The 17694-nt window shown below is 71.9% G+C and carries 14 protein-coding genes; 8 read left to right on the top strand and 6 right to left on the bottom strand.

The genetic code is table 11. The annotated features are described in order from the left end of the window. Positions 1 to 24: 24 nt before the first annotated feature. Both J2S43_RS26900 and J2S43_RS26895 read left to right on the top strand, forming a co-directional pair. A complete protein-coding gene (locus J2S43_RS26900; protein WP_306833833.1) occupies positions 25 to 921 on the top strand; it encodes a DNA-3-methyladenine glycosylase family protein in 897 nt (298 codons plus the stop codon). A 641-nt stretch (positions 922 to 1562) separates the two neighbouring features. Continuing rightward, complete coding sequence (locus tag J2S43_RS26895) at positions 1563 to 2732, top strand: IS30 family transposase (protein ID WP_370881596.1); 1170 nt, start codon at positions 1563 to 1565, stop codon at positions 2730 to 2732. Positions 2733 to 2902: 170 nt separating this feature from the next. On the opposite strand, the gene J2S43_RS26890 is transcribed toward J2S43_RS26895, so the two are convergent. From J2S43_RS26890 to J2S43_RS26870, 5 genes are all read right to left on the bottom strand, one after another. Next, on the bottom strand, positions 2903 to 3895 hold the full coding sequence (locus J2S43_RS26890; protein ID WP_306833831.1) for a hypothetical protein: 993 nt from the start codon (positions 3893 to 3895) through the stop codon (positions 2903 to 2905). Then, positions 3892 to 6669 carry an AAA family ATPase gene (locus J2S43_RS26885; RefSeq protein WP_306833829.1) on the bottom strand — a complete coding sequence of 926 codons (2778 nt, stop codon included), beginning with the start codon at positions 6667 to 6669 and terminating at the stop codon, positions 3892 to 3894. The genes J2S43_RS26890 and J2S43_RS26885 overlap by 4 nt, the downstream gene beginning before the upstream one ends. After that, complete coding sequence (locus J2S43_RS26880) at positions 6666 to 7835, bottom strand: exonuclease SbcCD subunit D (protein ID WP_306833827.1); 1170 nt, start codon at positions 7833 to 7835, stop codon at positions 6666 to 6668. Before J2S43_RS26880 ends, J2S43_RS26885 begins: the two co-directional genes overlap by 4 nt. Before the next feature lie 10 nt (positions 7836 to 7845). Continuing rightward, positions 7846 to 9609: an ATP-binding protein gene (locus J2S43_RS26875; protein ID WP_306833825.1), complete on the bottom strand. Its 1764-nt coding sequence runs from the start codon at positions 9607 to 9609 to the stop codon at positions 7846 to 7848. Positions 9610 to 9741: 132 nt separating this feature from the next. Continuing rightward, positions 9742 to 10446: a pyrimidine reductase family protein gene (locus J2S43_RS26870; protein ID WP_306833823.1), complete on the bottom strand. Its 705-nt coding sequence runs from the start codon at positions 10444 to 10446 to the stop codon at positions 9742 to 9744. A gap of 262 nt (positions 10447 to 10708) precedes the next feature. Here J2S43_RS26870 and J2S43_RS26865 point away from each other — a divergent pair, with 262 nt between their 5' ends. From J2S43_RS26865 to J2S43_RS26840, 6 genes are all read left to right on the top strand, one after another. After that, positions 10709 to 12016 (top strand): ABC transporter substrate-binding protein, encoded by a 1308-nt coding sequence (locus tag J2S43_RS26865; protein ID WP_306833822.1) that lies wholly within the window; start codon positions 10709 to 10711, stop codon positions 12014 to 12016. A gap of 99 nt (positions 12017 to 12115) precedes the next feature. Then, positions 12116 to 13111, top strand: coding sequence for a carbohydrate ABC transporter permease (locus J2S43_RS26860; protein ID WP_306833820.1), 996 nt, complete (start codon positions 12116 to 12118; stop codon positions 13109 to 13111). Positions 13112 to 13194: 83 nt separating this feature from the next. Beyond that, the gene (locus J2S43_RS26855; RefSeq protein WP_306839462.1) at positions 13195 to 14019 is read left to right on the top strand and encodes a carbohydrate ABC transporter permease; all 825 of its coding nucleotides are present in this window, start codon (positions 13195 to 13197) and stop codon (positions 14017 to 14019) included. Next, complete coding sequence (locus J2S43_RS26850; protein ID WP_306833819.1) at positions 14016 to 15392, top strand: GH1 family beta-glucosidase; 1377 nt, start codon at positions 14016 to 14018, stop codon at positions 15390 to 15392. Before J2S43_RS26855 ends, J2S43_RS26850 begins: the two co-directional genes overlap by 4 nt. A 62-nt stretch (positions 15393 to 15454) precedes the next feature. Then, positions 15455 to 16501: a LacI family DNA-binding transcriptional regulator gene (locus J2S43_RS26845; RefSeq protein WP_306833815.1), complete on the top strand. Its 1047-nt coding sequence runs from the start codon at positions 15455 to 15457 to the stop codon at positions 16499 to 16501. Between the two features lie 163 nt (positions 16502 to 16664). Continuing rightward, positions 16665 to 17387, top strand: a complete 723-nt coding sequence (locus tag J2S43_RS26840; RefSeq protein ID WP_306833813.1) for an ACT domain-containing protein — start codon at positions 16665 to 16667, stop codon at positions 17385 to 17387. Here the strand turns inward: J2S43_RS26840 and J2S43_RS26835 are convergent. Beyond that, entirely contained in the window at positions 17376 to 17693 is a 318-nt protein-coding gene (locus tag J2S43_RS26835; RefSeq protein ID WP_306833811.1) for a YrhB domain-containing protein, read from the bottom strand. The two genes, J2S43_RS26840 and J2S43_RS26835, sit on opposite strands and share 12 nt — an antisense overlap. Position 17694: the final 1 nt, after the last annotated feature.

Here is a 17694-nt window from a genome sequence, read left to right as displayed (position 1 = left end):
CGGCGGAAGTGGCACACTTGCCGCGTGCTCCGTCTACAGCTCCCCGAGGGATACCACCTCGCCGGCTCGACGCGGTACCTCGGGCTGGGGCGTTTCGACCCGTCCGCCCGGTTCGCCGGCGGCACCTTCTGGCTCGCCGCGCACACGCCCGCCGGACCCGGTTCGCTCGGCCTGACTCGCGACGGCGACGCGCTGGCCGTCACCGCGCACGGCGAGGGCGCCGACTGGCTGCTCGGCCACGCGGACGCGATCGCCGGCCTGCGCGACGACATCAGCGACTTCCCCGGGCTGGCCGCGGCGCATCCGGTCGTCACCGAGCTGGCCCGCGTTCACCGCGGCATCCGGCTCCCCGCCACCGGGCTGGTCTTCCCGCGCCTGGCCCGCGCGATCCTGGAGCAGAAGGTCACCGGCAAGGAGGCGTTCCGCGGCTGGTCAGGCCTGGTCCGCCGGTACGGCACGCCGGCGCCCGGCCCCTGCCCCGACCTGTGGGTGCCGCCGGCCGCGGAGGTGGTGGCCGGCCTCGCCTACTGGGCGCTGCATCCGCTCGGCGTCGAGCAGCGCCGCGCCCAGACCATCCTCCGCGCCGCCGCGCTCGCCGCGACGCTCGCCCGCTGCCCCGACTCGGCCTCGCTGACCCGGCGCCTGCTGGACATCCCGGGCATCGGCCCGTGGACCGCGGCGGAGACGGTCCGCACGGTCTTCGGCGACGCGGACGCGGTGAGCGTCGGCGACTTCCACATCCCGAACACGGTCGCCTGGGGCCTGGCCGGCGAGGCCCGCGGCGACGACGCGCGCATGCTGGCCCTGCTGGCCCCGTTCGCCGGCCACCGCGGCCGCGTCTGCGTCCTCCTCGAAGCCGCCGGCATCGCCGCACCCCGCTTCGGCCCGCGCATGCCGATCCGCTCGTTCGCCCGCTTCTAGAAACCCATCAAAAGCGGATTTTCCCGCTTCCGGCGTGGCTGAGTTGCGAGTGCTCCCGCGGGCACCGGTCCCGTCGTGGCCCGAAAACCCAAGACGAAGATCGAGGCGTCCCCACGTCGTTCTATCGACGTGGGGACGCCTCGATCACGGCTTCGGTGGGCCGGCAGCGTGAGCGGGCCGCGTCGCGTCGCGTGGTGGGGTCGCGTCGCGCGGTGGGGTGGCGTTGCGCGGTGGAGTGGGTGCGTCGGGCGAGAGCATGGGTCTTGATCTGACGGCCGCCCACTCAACGTGCAGGGAGGCCGCCTGCGGCCGACCGGTGCCCGCGGGAGCACTCGGAACTCAGCCACGCCGGAAGCGGGAATATCCGCTCTTGCAGGGTTTGGCCTCAGGGTTAGCGGCGCCCCACATGGGTTGATCTCCATATCACGAAATGTCGGGCGCGAGGCGTTCGGACGGCTGGCTGTCGCGCGGCCGGATCGATCCGGAGGTCGTGGTGCCAGCCTGCTCGGGAGGCTCCGCGACGCCGAAAGGTTCGTAAGTGATCACGCTTGCGGCTTGGATTTGACTAGTGATACGTGGTGCACCGAATGGGGCCCTTGTGGTCAATTGGTCGTTGCAATGCCCTCTGAGCAGGGGTTTTGATGGCGAAGCCGGGTGTTCCTTATGTGGTTCGGGTGCGGTTTTGGGAGGGGATTCGGGCTGGTTTGTCTACCGAGGAGGCGTCGACGGCTGCGGGAGTCTCGCGGTGGACGGGTATGCGCTGGTTCCAGGATGCTGGCGGGGTGATCAACAACGGGGCTGGGGCCGGGTCAGGCCGGTATCTGTCGTTCGAGGAACGCGAGGAGATCATGCTGCGGCGTGATCGGGGTGAGTCGCGGCGGTCGATCGCGGTGGCGCTGGGGCGGGAGCCGTCGACGATCGGGCGGGAACTGGCCCGGAATTCGACCGTGCGGGTGGGTTATCGGGCCGGCCGTGCGGACGAGAAGGCGCGTGATCGCCGCCGCCGGCCGAAGCCCGTGAAGCTCGCGGACTGCCCGCGGTTGCGGCGGGTGGTGCAGGGGAAGCTGAAGCTGAAGTGGTCACCGCGGCAGATCGCGTTGTGGCTGCCCCGGCGTTTCCCGGACGATGAATCGATGAGGGTGTCTCACGAGACGATCTACCAGTCGCTGTTCGTCCAGTCCCGGGGTGGGCTGCGCAAGGAGCTGACCGCGTGCCTGCGGACCGGCAGGGCTCTGCGCAAGCCCAGGGTCAGGTCACGACAGCAGGAGAAACGCGGCCGGATCCCCGCAATGATCAACATCCGTGAGCGGCCCGCTGAGGCCGCCGACCGGGCCGTGCCCGGCCACTGGGAAGGCGACCTGATCATCGGTGAGGACGGCGGCTCCGCGATCGGGACTCTGGTCGAACGCTCCACCCGCTACTGCATGCTCGTCCACCTGCCCGACGGCCGGGACGCCGAGGCCGTCCGCGACGCCCTCATCGCCACCATCACGACACTGCCCGCTCACCTGACCAAGTCACTGACCTGGGATCAAGGCGTCGAGATGACCCGCCACGCCGACTTCACCATCGCCACCGGCATCGATGTCTACTTCTGCGACCCGCACTCGCCCTGGCAGCGCGGCAGCAACGAGAACACCAACGGCCTGCTCCGCCAATACTTCCCCAAGGGCACCGACCTGTCCGTCCACACCAGACAGCACCTCGACGACGTCGCCGCCGAACTCAATGGCCGCCCCCGCGAAACCCTCAACATGCGCACACCCGCCGAAGCCCTCAATCAGCTACTATCGGCACCTCTAGCTGCATAAACGTTGCATTGCGACGACCGATTGAATCCACCGCCCCGATAAGGTGGCTGGCGTATCACTAGTCAAGATCCGAGCCGGCGGCCGGGCGACTTTATGGTGATATTTCGGGCGCCAGGTCTTTGAAGCGCGCGTGCTGCCCTGCGGAGAGGCGGCCGGTCGCTGTAAGGGATTCAGCGGTTGCGGGTGGCGGCCTCGTAGGCGGCGCGGGCGGCCGACTGGGTCAGCGCGCGATGCAGCAGGCGGGAGTCGCCGAGCATCGAGCGGAGGCGGCGTTCCAGGCCGGCGATCGGGATCAGGTTCTGCGGGGCGCGCGGATCCTTGTAGGCCGTGGAGGCGAAGCGGGGGAGCGTGACCAGCGAGACGTCGGCCAGCGCGAACGCGGCCGCGGGCGGCAGGTCGGCGGAGCACTCGACGCGGACGATGCCGGCCCACGGGGCGCCGGGGCGGCCGGGGAGGCGCAGGTACCAGGAGTAGGCGCCCCAGGTGGTGCCGGTCAGGAAGACGGGGGAGCGCTGGCCGGGCTTGAGCGCGGTGACGACCGCGGCGAGGCGGGGCTGTAGGTACTGCCGGTGCTGGGTCTTGATGTAGCCGATGGTGCGGGCGAGCTGGCGGCGGTTGCGCAGCGGGCCGTCCACGACCAGCAGATCGTCCTCGGAGGCGCCGGCCCGGGCCTCGGTGGAGACGTCGACCTCGAGCGCGGTGAGCGGCGCCTGGATGGCCGCGGGCAGCTTGCTCTGCTCGCCGCTGCCGTTGACGCGCTGCACCGTGTACCGCACCGAGCCGGCGACCGCGTCGGCCGCGCTCGGGCTGGCGGTGAACAGGCCGCGCTGGACGCGGGCGCCGGCCAGCTCCGCGACGCCACGTTCGAGGTCGCAGCGGACCACGCCGGCCGCGTAGGAGGCGGCGAGGCCGGGGTAGGACGAGCCGTCCTCCTCCTCGGTCCACAGCCCGGCGTCGATCCGGCGCACGCCGTCGACCAGCAGGATCACCGGCGGCGGGCGCAGGTCCGGCGGCGGCAGGAGCGGCTGCCAGGCGTCGGACGGGACCTCCAGGTCCGCGTCGACCTGCGCGGTGCTCTGCTCGGACGGGCCCGCGAAACCACCGTCCGGCTCGATGTTCGAGCCGTAGGCCGGGTCCCACGCGTCGATGAAGTACCGGGTCACAGGCCGCTCCGGGTCACTCGCGCGCTACGGGCATCCTTGCGCACCTCGAAGCGGACCGGGATCCGCTCGGCGAGCGCGCCGACATGGGTGACCACGCCGACCATCCGGTCGCCGCGGGCGGCCAGGTTCTCCAGCGTGGCCGCGACCGAGTCGAGCGTGACCGCGTCCAGCGTGCCGAAGCCCTCGTCCAGCACGATCGACTCCAGGCTGGCCGCGGTGGTGGACATGCCGGCGAGCTGCTCGGAGAGCGCGAGCGCCAGGGCCAGCGACGCCTGGAACGTCTCGCCGCCGGAGAGCGTGCGCACGCCGCGGCGCAGTCCGGCGTCGTGGTGGTCGACGACCCAGAACTCGCCCTTGTCGTGCACCAGCTCGTACTGCCCGCCGGACAGCTCGCGCAGGATCCGGGAGCCGCCGTCGACCAGCAGGTCCAGCGCCTCCTCCAGTAGCCAGCGCTCAAAGTTGTTGGCCCGTAGGTGGCCGGCGAGCGTCTTCGCGACCCGGCCGTCCCGCTCGTGCACGGCCCGCTGCTCACGCAGCTCCGCGGCCTGCTCGCGGCGCTCCTCGATGCGGCGCAGCGCGCCCTCGGCCCGCTCGGTCGCCACGGCCGCGGCCCGCAGATATTCGGACTCGCCGCGCTTGACCGGCGCGGACAGGCCGACCTCGACGAAAAGACCTTCAATCCGCAGGTGTACGCCGTCCGCGCCGCCCCGCGCGGCCCGCAGCTCCGTCTCGGCCTCGGCGCGGGCGTCCGTGCGCCGCGCGACCTGCTCCGCGGCCCACCCGGCCAGCCCGGTCCAGGCCGCGGCCACGTCGTTCCGGTCCGTCGCCGGCGGCCCGAACGGCGCGACCGCGTCCCGCGCGGTGTCGAAGCCCTGCCAGGTGGCCCGCAGCCGCTGCTCCGCGCGCTCGGCCTCGGTCTGGGCCCGCCGTGCTGCCTCGCGGGCCCGGCGCACGGACGCGCCCGCGGTGTCCAGCCTCTTCCGCAGCGCGGCGATCTCGTCCAGCTCACGGCGCAGCGCGGCCGGGCCGGGCGAGCCGGCCACCTTGTCCGTGGTGGCCGTCAGCCGGTGCTGCAGGTCGTCGTGCCGGGCCCGGGCGCGGTCGAGCGTGCGCTCCAGCTCGCGCGCGGCCTGCTCGCGCTCCGCGACCAGTTTCTGCGCCCGGTCGGCGGCGGCGCGCGCGGTCTTGCCCTCGGCCTCGGCCGCGGCCACGGCGGACCGCCCGGCGGCGCGCTGCGCGGCGGGGTCGGCCGGAGCCGCCTGCGCCTCACCGCGCGGGCGGGGGGCTCCGGCTCGGCCGCGTCCGTCCGGCGTCGTGCTGCCACGCCCGGCGCTGCCGGTGCCACGCCCGGCGTTGCCGGTGGCGTCGGCGGTGCGCCCGGTGGCGTCGGGGTGCGCGCCCGGGTGGCCGGCGGCGCCGTGGCCGGCAGCGCCAAGGCCGGTCGCGTCCTGGCCGTGGCGGTGATCGACCGCGCGGCCGGAGCCGTCGACCGGCACCGCGTAACCCGTCGGTGTCTCGACCGGCAGGGCCGTGACGGTCTGCGCGCAGACCGGGCAGGCGTCGCCGACCGTGAGGTGCAGGCGCAGCGCGGTGGCCCGGTCGGCGTTCTGCGCGTCCTGGTAGGCCTGGCGGGCCGCCTCCAGCGCCGCGACCGCGCGCGCGTGCTCCGCGCGCGCGGCGGCCACGGACACGGCGGCCGCGCCGTGCTCGGCCTCGGCCGAGGTCAGCATCGCGGTCAGCTCGGCCGCCTGCTCGGTGAGGTTGTCCAGCTCGCCGTGCGCCTCCAGGAGCAGGCGCAGCGCGGCCGGGTCGCCGCTGCCGGCGACCTCGCCGCGGACCTTCTCCTCCCGCTCCTCGGCCGCGTGCACGGCCGTGACCGCGTCGGCCGCGGCGGCCCGGGCGTCGGCGGCGGCACCGGCGATCGCGGCCACGTCGGACGGCGCGCGGACGCCGCGCAGCCGGGCGATCTCGGCGTCCAGCGTGGCGAGCGCGACCGTGGCGGCCTCGGTGCGGGTCGCGGCCGTGCGCAGGTCGGGCAGCGCGGCCTCGACGCCCTCGGCCAGCTCGATCACCCGGTCCAGGTGGTCGGCCGCGGCCGCGAGGTGCGCGTCGTCCGTGTCGTCCAGGCCGGACAGCAGCTGGTCGACCGCGGAGAGCTTGGCGTCGGCCGCGCCGGCCCGGGTCGTGGCGCGGCGCTGCACCTCCTCGTAGACGCCGAGGTCGAGCAGGTTGACCAGGATCTGCTGGCGGGTCGCGGGCTTCGCGTGCAGGAAGTCAGCGAACTGGCCCTGCGGCAGCACCACGCACGTGGTGAACTGCTCGTACGGCAGGCCGACCGCCTCCTGCACGGCCTTGTCCATCTCCGCGGGCGTGCCGGCCAGCACCTCGCCGAGGTCCTCCGGGGAGAGCCCGGTGTCCAGTTTGGTCACGTCGAACCCGCGCGGCATGAGTTGAAGCCCGGCGCCGCTGGTGTTGACCCGGCCCTTGCCGTCCCGGCGGACCACCCGGGTCGCCACGTAGCGCTCGTTGGCGGACTCGAAGACCAGCCGGACGCGTGCCTCGACCGCGGACGGGGAGAGCGCGTTGACGATGCCGCGCGCGGTGCCCCAGCGCGGGACCTGGCCGTAGAGCGCGAACGTGATCGCGTCCAGCACCGTGGACTTGCCGGAGCCGGTGGGGCCGACCAGCGCGAAGAAGTCCGCGTCGGTGAAGTCGACCGTGGTCTGCTCGCGGAAGACGGTGAACCCGGACATGTCCAGCCGCAGCGGCCTCACGAGGCGCCTCCCGGAATCTCCTCGTAGATCTCGTCGAACAGGTCCTGCACGCCCTCGTCGTCGTGCCCGCGCACCTTGAGATAGTCGGCGAACAGCGTGCTGGGGGAGCGGCCGGCCCGCTGCGCCGCGGTCGGGCTGGTGCGGGTGGGCAGCATGTCCGGGTCGATCCGCACGTCCAGCGCGTTCGGCAGTAGGTCCTGCACCTCCTCGCGGAGGCCGGCCCTCGGCATCTCGCGCACGTAGACGCGCAGCCAGCCGGACGCGTCCGCGTTGTTGCGCTCGGCGAACCGTTCCAGGTCGGGCAGCGTGCCGCGGACCGTGCGCAGCGGGGTCGCACTCCGAATGGGCGCCGAGCGGGGCCGCGCCGGCTTGGTCGCGCTGACCTCGACGATCGTGACTGACGGCGTGTTCTCCTCCTCGCCGAAGTCGACCGCGAGCGGGCTGCCGGAGTACCGGATCGGGCACGGGCCGAGGATCTGCTGGGTGCGGTGCAGGTGGCCGAGCGCCACGTAGTGCGCGGTGGACGGGAACACGCTGGCCGGCACCGCGTAGCCGAGGACGGTGTGCGCGTCCCGCTCGCCGCCGCCCATCTTCGCGCCGACCACGGTGAGGTGCCCGGTGAGGATGTTGACCGCGCTGCGATCCGCGAAGTCCTCGGTGAGCTTGCCGATCAGCCGGCCGATGTGGTCCGCGTACGTCTGCTGGGCCTCGGACGCGGTCAACTCGTACATCTCCACCGCGCGCACCGCGAACCGCTGGGACAGGAACGGCAGCGCGACCAGCCGCCACGCCTCGCCGCCGGCCGTGGTGCCGGTCAGCACGTGCTCGGCCGCGGTCTCCCGGACCGTGCCGCGCAGCGCGATGCCGGCCGCGTCGGCCCACGGGCGCAGCGCGTCCAGCGCCGGGCCGTTGTCGTGGTTGCCGCCGATCGCCACCACCTCGGCGCCGGTGGCCCGCAGCGCGGTCAGCGCGCGGGTCACGATGCGCGTCGAGTCGGGCGTGGGCGCGGCCGTGTCGTAGAGGTCGCCGGCCACGATGACCAGGTCGGGCCGCTCCTTCTGGGCGATCTCGACCAGGTCGCGGAGCACGGCGATGTGCTCCTCCACCCGGGTGTGTCCCTTGAGGACCTTCCCGACGTGCCAGTCCGAGGTGTGCAGGATCTTCATGTGGCGGTCCTCAGAAGGGGATGTCGTCGTCGGAGATGCGGGCGCCGGCGCCGGACCGGCCGCCGACCACCGCGAACGGGTCGGCCGACGAGACGATCGAGCGCAGCGTGCCGGTGGGCGCGGCACCGGCCTCGGACACCCGGGTGGCCCAGGCCGGGAACGGGAACTCCACGCAGAGCGGGACCGGGATGTCCGGCTGGTTGACGAACATGGTGCCGGGCTTGGCCAGCAGCACACGCTGCCGTTGCGCGGGCGGGAGGAAGCCGTATTCCGGCCGGCCGGCCTCGGCCGGGTCGAGCCGGCCGACCACGCGGATCGCGGAGTTGGTCACGATGCGGCGCTCGACCTCGCTGGCGGTCTGCTGCGCGCCGATCAGGATCACGCCGAGCGACCGGCCGCGCTCCGCGATGTCGAGCAGCACCTCCTTGATCGGTGAGGTGCCGTCGCGAGGGGCGTATTTGTTGAGCTCGTCGAGCACGACGAAGAGCAGCGGCTTGGCGGTGCCGGCCCGCTCCTTGCGCTCGAACTCGGCCTTCAGCGTCACGCCGACCACGAACCGCTGCGCGCGGTCCGGCAGGTTGTGCAGGTCGACCACGGTGACCTGGGCGCTCTCCGAGGTGTTGATCGAGTGTGGACGGCGCTGCGCGAGGTCGCCGCGGATCAGCCGGGCCAGGTCCTTCTTGCTGGAGATCAGCCGGCGGGCGAACGCGTTGGTGGTGCCGATGCCGACCGCGGAGCCGGCCCAGTCGCGGCGGGTGTCCTCGTCGCTGAGCTGGTCGACCAGGAAGTCGACGAGGTCGCCGTAGGACCCGATGCGCCGGCCCTCGATGCTGACGCCGCCCTCGGCCGGGACCGCGACGCGCTGGAGGTGCGCGGTGACCGCGTGGACGACCATCGTGTACTGCTGGCGCTCGTCGTCGGCGTCGGCGAACACGTAGGGCAGCAGGCCGGTCGCGCAGAATTCGGCGAGCGTCCAGTAGAACGCGTCCACGCCGGTGAGCCGGCTGCTGACGTCGGGCGTGCCGGAGGGGTCGCCGATCCGGGGCGGCGCGTAGACCCGGACGTCCGCGAACGCGTCGGCGGGGAGGCCGAGCTTGCCGTACGCCTCCGTGGTCCTCTCGTCCAGCCGGGTGTTCGGGTGGTCGAGGAAGAGCAGGTCCTCGCCCTTGACGTTGAAGATCAGCGCCTTGGAGTTGACACTCTCCGCGCCGAGCACGCCGGAGCGGAAGACCGAGTAGAGCAGGAACGTGGCGAAGCTGGTCTTGGTGGCCACGCCGGAGATGCCGGAGATCGACACGTGCGCGCCGCGCGTGCCGTCCAGGAAGTCCGCGTTCAGGTAGACCGGGACGCCGTCGCGGCCGGAGCCCATCGGGATCGGCCGCTCCATCCGGTCGAAGTGCAGCGCCTGCGCGCGGGCCACGCCCTCGGCCCGGAACACCGGCGCGCCCGGCGCGGGCGGCACGTAGAGCTCCGGGTCGACGCGGGTAGTGGTGATCTCCGCGGCCTCCTGGACCAGCGCGGGCAGCGTGCCCTCCGCGATCGCGAAGACGTCGGAGTCGAACTGGGCGCCCTCGTGCCGCGCGCGGACCTGGGTGACCACGCCCGCGATCGTCACCGGCTCCCGGTCCGGCAGCTCGCGCCGGGTCACCACCACGTCGTCGAGCTGCAGGTAGGCCCCCGGGGTGACGGCGGTCCAGAACTGCAGCGGCGTGGCGTCGGTGGTGCCCAGCACGCGGCCGACGGCGGGGCCCGGGTCCGAGGGGTCTACTGGCACCCGATCATCGTGCCCCACGGGTACGACAACAACGGAAGCCACGCCGTGGTTGGCACCACCTGTCCCCACGTTTTCCACAAGATCTTGTGGTTACCCACAGGGTTATCCACAACCCGTGGGCGCGGGCGACTCCTACGGGTGACGTCGGACATAGCGAACCATCAGGTGGTCGCCGCCGCGCAGCACGTGCGCGACGCGCATGCTCCGCGGCGGGGCGGGCGGCCCGGCCGTGATCCGCGACGCGCCCGCGCCGGCCAGCACCGGGGCCACGGTGAGGCACAGCTCGTCGACCGCGTCCGCGGCGAGCAGCGTGCCGAAGAGCCGCGGGCCGCCTTCGCAGAGGATGTGGTCCAGCCCTCTCGCCCGTACCGGCGGAAGGAGTTCTTGATCGTCGAAACGAAGCACGTCGGCGACCTTCGCCAGGTCGGGCCGGTGCGTGGCCGAGGAGGTCAGGACGATCGGCCGGACCGGCGCCTCCGCGAGCGCGGGCATCGCCGGGTCGAGGTCGAGCGAGTGCGAGACGGTGACCAGCGTGGGTACGTCCGGCAGGCCGTGCGCGCGGCGCCACTCGATCCGGGGCGGGCTGAGCCGGATCGGGCGGTAGTTCTCCCGGCGCAGCGTGCCGGCCCCGACCAGCACCGCGTCCGCGAGCATGCGCAGCACGCCGAAGACGCGTTTGTCGTCGGCGCCGGAGAGCGCGGTGGAGAGCCCGTCGATCTCCATCGCCCCGTCCGCGCTCGACACGAAGCTGACCCGCAGCGCCGGCCGTGGTGGCCGGCCGTAGTGCCCGATCAGGGTCTCGTCGTCCAGGTCAGGGCCGGTAACCAGCTCGTTCACGCCCGAAAGCCTAGTGCCGGCACGGTTTTTCGTGATCGCCGGATCGCGGGCGGTAACGAAATGGGAACGCTCCCATCGGCCCCTTGACACCTCTGTAACGTGTCGGCAATCTCATGGGAGCGCTCCCGAGCACGCAGTGGGCGGCACCACACCACGCGGATGCTCGGGAACGCTCGTCGATCTCTGGCACCGATCGACTTCGAGGTTTCGGGCACATAGAACCACCCACCACTTCCACCATCACGACCTGAGAGGGGTCAGGATGAGCGTTCCGAGGCGCCGCCTGCGCGGCATCGCGGCGGCGGCTCTCGCCGCCGGCATGGTTTTCTCGGCCGCGGCGTGCAGCGCGAGCGACGGCGACAGCGGCGGTGAGGGCGGCAAGACCGTCGTCCTGCAGTACTTCGGAAGCCCCGGCTTCGATGCGGCGGTGGCGGCGTTCCAGACCGCCAACCCGGACATCAAGGTCGAAGCGCAGAACATGGGCGAGCTGAAGGACTTCACGCCGAAGCTGAACCAGTGGCTGGCCACCGGTCAGGGCGCGGGCGACGTGGTCATGCTCGAGGAGGGCACCCTCCTGGGCTACCTGGAGACCCCGGACAAGTGGACCAACCTGCTCGACCTGGGCGCGGCCTCGCTGGAGGCCGACTTCCTGCCCTACAAGTGGGCGAACGGCTTCACGGCGGACAAGTCGAAGCTGGTCGGCCTCGGCACCGACATCGGCGGCCTGGCCATGTGTTACCGGACCGACCTGTTCGAGAAGGCCGGCCTGCCGACCGAGCGTGACGAGGTCTCCAAGCTCTGGCCGACGTGGGAGGAGTACGCCGCGACCGGCAAGAAGTTCAAGGAGTCGCCCGCGGTCAAGGACGTCGCGTTCATCGACACCGCCACCGCGGTGATGCAGCCGTACATCATGCAGAACTCGCAGACCTGGTTCTACGACACCAGCAACAACTACATCGTCGAGCAGAACCCGATCGTCAAGGAGGCCTGGGACTTCGGCCTCCAGATGGCGGCGGACGGCCTGACCGGCAAGCTGCAGCGCTGGCAGCCGGACTGGAACGCCGCGTTCGCCAACGCCGCGTTCGCGACCGTGCCGTGCCCGGCGTGGATGACCGGCTCGATCGCGGAGCGCGCCGGCGACGCCGGTAAGGGCAAGTGGGACATCGCCACGATCCCGGGCGGCAGCGGCAACTGGGGCGGCTCCTACCTGGCCATCCCGGAGCAGAGCAAGAACAAGGACGCGGCCTACAAGCTGCTGACCTACCTGACCGGCAAGGACGGCGAGCTCTCCTCGTACAAGGAGAAGGGCAACATGCCGTCGAACGTGAAGGCGCTCGACGACCCGGCGTTCGCGTCGTCGACGAACGAGTACTTCAGCAACGCGCCGACCGGCGAGATCTTCGGCGCCAGCGCCAAGAGCCTCAAGCCGATCTACCTCGGCCCGAAGCACCAGGGCATCTGGGAGAACCACTTCGAGACCGAGATGCGCAACGCGGAGCAGGGCAAGAAGACGTCCGACGAGGCCTGGGCGAAGGCCGTGGCGGACGGCAAGAAACTGGCCGAAGGCTGATCGACCGGTAACGCGTCACGGTGGCGTCCACGCGATGAGCGTGGGCGCCACCGTCACACGGTCTCACCGGCCGCCGGCCGGGGAAGGAACCCCACCACCATGAGCATCGACACCCACGCCGCGGACGCGCCGCGGCACTCGGCGGGCCCGCCGCCGCTGGATCCCGGTGAGCGCCGCAAGCAGGCGCGCCAGGTGCGGCGCGGCCGGCTCGACATGAAGGCGTCGCCGTACCTCTACGTCGCGCCGTTCTTCGTCCTCTTCGCGGTCTTCGGCTTCTTCCCGCTGCTGTACACCGGCTGGGTGTCGATGCGCGACTGGGGCCTCATCAAGGGCGACCAGGGCTTCGTCGGCCTGCAGAACTTCCAGGCGGTGCTGACCGACGCGAACTTCTGGAACGCCATGTACAACACGGCCGGCATCTTCGTGGTGGCGACCGTGCCGCAGCTGCTGCTGGCACTGATGCTGGCCAACTGGCTGAACCGGAAACTGCGGTTCCGCACCGCGCTGCGGATGGGCATCCTGCTGCCGAACATCACCTCGGTCGCCGCGGTCGGCATCGTCTTCGGCTTCATCTTCGCCGACCGGTACGGCCTGGCGAACTGGATCCTGCAGTCGCTGAGCCTGGACCCGATCTCCTGGCGGGGCAGCCGGTTCGCGTCCTGGACCGCGATCGCGTTCATGGTCGACTGGCGGTGGACCGGCTACAACGCGCTGATCTACCTGGCCGCGATGCAGGCGATCCCGCGCGACCTCTACGAGTCCGCCTCGCTGGACGGCGCGTCCCCGACCCGCCAGTTCTGGCAGCTCACGGTGCCGCTGATCCAGCCGACGATCCTGTTCACGGTGATCATCTCGACCATCGGCGGCATGCAGCTGTTCACCGAGCCGCTGATGTTCAACTACGGCGCGGCCGGCTCCGGCAGCGGCCTGGAGAACTTCCAGACCATCGCGATGTACATCTATTACACGACGTTCGAGGGCAACTTCAAGTACGGCCTCGGCTCCGCGATGTCCTGGCTGCTCTTCCTGCTGATCATCGGGTTCGCACTGATCAACTTCCTGATGGTCCGCCGTTCGCTGAAGGGGTCGAAGTGACCGCGCTGACTACCCGGCCCGCGCCCGACAACGCGCCGGCCACGCACAAGCCCGACCGCCGCCGTCGCCGTCCCGGTGCGAAGCTGTGGGAGGCGAGCCCGCTCACCTACGTCGCACTGATCATCGCGGTGCTGCTGGCCATCTTCCCGATCGCCTGGTCGTTCATCGTCGCCTCGCGCGACAACTCCGCGGTCTACAAGATCCCGCCGCCGCTGCTGCCGGGCGGCGAGTTCGTCGCGAACACGCAGCGGCTGCTCGCCAACGACCAGGCGCACTTCCTGATCGGCCTGGCCAACTCGATCTTCGTGTCCGGCGTCGTGACGATCTCCGTGGTGCTCTTCTCCACGCTGGCCGGGTTCGCGTTCGCCAAGCTCCGCTTCAAGGGTGCCAACGTGCTGCTGCTGATCATCATCGTGACGATGATGATCCCGACCCAGCTCGGCTACATCCCGCTCTACATCATGATGATCCAGCTGGGCTGGCTCGGCTCGCTGCAGGCCGTGATCGTGCCGTTCCTGGTCAAGGGCTTCGGCGTGTTCATGATGCGGCAGTACGCGATGTCCGCGGTCCCGGACGAGCTGATCGAGGCGGCTCGGATGGACGGCTGCTCGACCTGGCGGATCTACTGGAACGTCGTGCTGCCCACGCTGCGCCCGGCCGCGGCCGTGCTCGGCCTGCTGACGTTCATGGAGACGTGGAACGAGTTCCTCTGGCCGTACCTGGTTCTCGACGGAGACACTCCGACGATCCAGTACTCGCTTAAGATCCTTGCCACGGGCAACTACACGACCGACTACGTTCAGGTCTTCACCGGGACCGCGCTGGCCATCGTGCCGCTGCTCCTCGTGTTCCTCGCGTTCGGCCGCCAGATCATCGGCGGCATCATGGAAGGGTCCGTCAAGGCGTGACGACGCAACTATTCCCGCCGGACTTCCTCTGGGGCGCCGCCACGGCGGCGTACCAGATCGAGGGCGCGGCGACCGAGGACGGCCGTGGCCGGTCGATCTGGGACACGTTCAGCCACACGCCGGGCCGCACGGTCAACGGCGACCACGGCGACGTGGCCTGCGACCACTACCACCGGCTGACCGACGACGTGCGGCTGATGGCCGAGCTGGGCCTGAAGTCGTACCGGTTCTCGCTGGCCTGGCCGCGCATCCAGCCGGCCGGGTCCGGCAGGGTCAACCAGGCCGGCCTGGACTTCTACCGCCGGCTCGCGGACGAGCTGCTCGAGGCGGGCATCCTGCCGTGGGGCACGCTCTACCACTGGGACCTGCCGCAACAGCTCGAGGACGCGGGCGGCTGGCCGGCCCGGGACACCGCGGCCCGGTTCGCCGACTACGCGCAGCTCACCGTGGACGCGCTGGGCGACCGGATCACCAACTGGACCACGTTCAACGAGCCCTGGTGCTCCTCCTTCCTGGGGTACGGGTCGGGCGTGCACGCGCCCGGCGTCCAGGACGGCGGCGCGTCGGTCCGGGCCGCGCACCACCTGCTGCTCGGCCACGGGCTGGCGCTCCAGGCGGTCCGGGCGAGCACGCCGGAGGTGAACCTCGGCATCACGCTCAACCTGTACGCGATGGCCCCGGCGTCGGACTCGGCCGGGGACGCGGACGCGGCCCGCCGGATCGACGGGCTCGCCAACCGCTTCTTCCTCGACCCGGTGCTCCGCGGGGAGTACCCGGCGGACGTGGTGGAGGACCTGGCCGCGGTCAGCGACTTCGCGCACCTCCAGGACGGTGACCTGGCGACGGTCAACCAGCCGCTGGACTTCCTCGGCATCAACTACTACAGCCGGCACGTGGTGGCCGCGCCGCTGCCCGGCGCGGTGGCGGAGCCGTCCTGCTGGCCGGGCAGTGAGACCGTCCGGTTCACCAAGCGCACCGGCGTACCGGTGACGGACATGGACTGGGAGATCGACGCGCCCGGGCTCGTCGAAACGCTTCGCGGTGTTGCGGAGAACTACCCGCCGGTGCCGCTCTACGTCACCGAGAACGGGGCCGCGTTCGTGGACAAGCTGGTGGACGGCGAGGTCGACGACCCGGAGCGGGTGGACTACTTCGATCAGCACCTGCGCGCCTGTCACGCGGCGATCGAGGCCGGCGTGCCGCTCAAGGGGTACTTCGCGTGGTCGCTCATGGATAATTTTGAGTGGTCCTGGGGTTACACCAAGCGGTTCGGCATGGTCCACGTCGACTACGAGACGCAAACGCGCACTCCCAAGACCAGTGCCAGGTGGTACGCCGACGTGATCCGACGTAACGGTCTGGCCGCACAGTAACGCGTGGTCGTACCGTAGCGGGGCGTGCCTTAGCCGGCACGCCCCCGGCCCTTGGAGCAGACATGACAACCCAGCGCACCCGGTCGCTCGGACGGCCCACCCTCGATGCCGTGGCCGCGCGGGCGGGTGTCGGACGCGGCACGGTCTCCCGTGTCGTCAACGGGTCTCCGCAGGTCAGCCCGGAGGCGCGGGCCGCGGTGCAGGCCGCGATCGACGAGCTCGGCTACGTGCCGAACCGGGCGGCCCGCGCGCTGGTCACCCAGCGGACCGACTCGGTCGCGCTGGTCGTGTCCGAGTCCGGTGACCGCGTGTTCGGCGAGCCGTTCTTCGCCGGCATCGTGCGCGGCATCAGCTCCGGCCTGCTGGAGACGCAGATGCAGCTCTGGCTCGCGATGGCGCAGTCGCCGGCCGAGCGCGAGCGGGTCGAGCACCACCTCACCAACCAGCACGTGGACGGCGTGCTGCTGCTCTCGCTGCACGACTCCGACCCGCTGCCGACGCTGCTGGAGCAGCGCAACCTGCCGGCCGTGCTCGGCGGGCGCCCGGCGCGCATGCTGCAGCCGGGCGCGCAGGCGGCGTACTTCGTGGACGTGGACAACGCCGGCGGCGCCCGGCTGGCCACGGAATACCTCATCGCGGGCGGCCGGCAGCGGGTCGCCACCATCGCGGGACCGCAGGACATGGGCGTGGGCGTGGCTCGGCTCGCCGGTTACCGGGAGGCGGTGCGGCTCAGCGGGCGGCCGCCGGCGGAGGACCTGATCGCGTACGGCGACTTCTCCGAGGGCAGCGGCACCGCGGCCATGCGCCGGCTGCTGGAGCTGGCCCCGGACCTGGACGCGGTCTTCGTCGCGTCCGACCTGATGGCCTGCGGTGCGCTGCGCGCGCTGCGGGAGGCCGGTCGCCGGGTGCCGGCCGACGTGGCCGTGGTCGGCTTCGAGGACTCGCCGATCGCGCGCCAGGCCGACCCGCCGCTCACCACGGTCTACCAGCCGGTCGAGGAGATGGGCCGGCAGATGGCCCGGCTGCTGGTCGCGCGGATCCGCCACGAGCCGATGGAGCGACCGTACGTGCTGCTGGACACGCACATGGTTCCGCGGGCCTCGGCGTAACCGGTCCCAGAGCCGGTATCGAGGTGGGGGTCGGCGCGAGGCGCGGTCCCCACCTCGATACCGGCTCTGGCTGCATTTTTATGCACTGACACGGGTAGGCAACGACCGCGAAACGGACACCGTTCACACTTGGTTCCTCTGCTGTTCCGACGGAGGGCCGCGAATGTTGCTACGGGTACGGGTCACGCTTCCGGACCGCCCCGGCGCGCTCGGCCAGGTGGCGCGCACGCTCGGCGTCGCCGGTGCCGACATCGTCCAGGTCGTGGTGCTGGAGCGGCTCGGTGGCCGCGCCGTCGACGACTTCACCGTGGTCTGGCCCGGCGCCGCGCGCGTCGAGCGCCTGATGGCCGGCCTGGCCGCGATCCCCGGCGTGCAGGTCGACGGCGTCTGGCGCGCGATCGGCGCACCGGTCGCCGGCGGGCACGACGCCGAGCTGCTGGCCCAGGTCGCGGCGAACCCGGCGGACGGCCTGGCCACGCTGGTCGACGCGGTCCCCGGTCTGCTGGCCGCGGACTGGGCCGCGGCCGCGATGGTGCCGGCCGACTGGGCTTCCCGCTCCGCCGCGCCGCGCACCGAGGACGAGGCCGGCCGGGAGCCCGCCGTCGCCTACGCCAGCTGGCGTGCGCCGGAGCCGCCGCACCTGCCCGAGGTCACGCCGCTGCGGGCCCGCTCGCTGACCGGCCCGGACGGTGTCCGGTACGCGGTGGCGCCGTTCGGCCGCGCCGGGCTGGTGCTGGTGGTGGCGCGCACGGACGGCGACAACCTGTCCGCCGCGTCGTTCCACGTCACCGAGGTCGACCGGATCTCCCAGCTGGTCCGCGCGGCCGCGGTCATCCTCGGCGACCGCCTCGACCTGATCACCCCGGCGGCGCTGTTAGAAGGGTGAGGACGACGGCAGCGGCACCGTGGGGTAGCCGTGCTGCTCCGCGTACCGGTTGAGCCACTGCTCGACCGGCGGCGCGGAGTTGGCCACCCACACGTCGCTGCCGTCCTTGTTCACCACGACCGGGCCGCTCGGGACCAGGTCACCGAAGCTCCGGGTCTCCAGGTAGCGCGCGGAGTTGAACGAGAACAGCCAGGCCCACTCGACCTCCACCGGGGCGGCCGAGGGGTCGAGCGCGAGCGGCGTCGCCGTGTCCTCGATCTCGCCGAGTTTGGCGAGTGCACGGGTGCGCGCCTGATCCAGATCCATC

Source organism: Catenuloplanes nepalensis (assembly GCF_030811575.1).
Classification (GTDB): Bacteria; Actinomycetota; Actinomycetes; order Mycobacteriales; family Micromonosporaceae; genus Catenuloplanes; species Catenuloplanes nepalensis.
The sequence above is the reverse complement of the archived record's forward strand: the minus strand, read 5'-3'. Positions and strand labels throughout refer to the sequence as shown.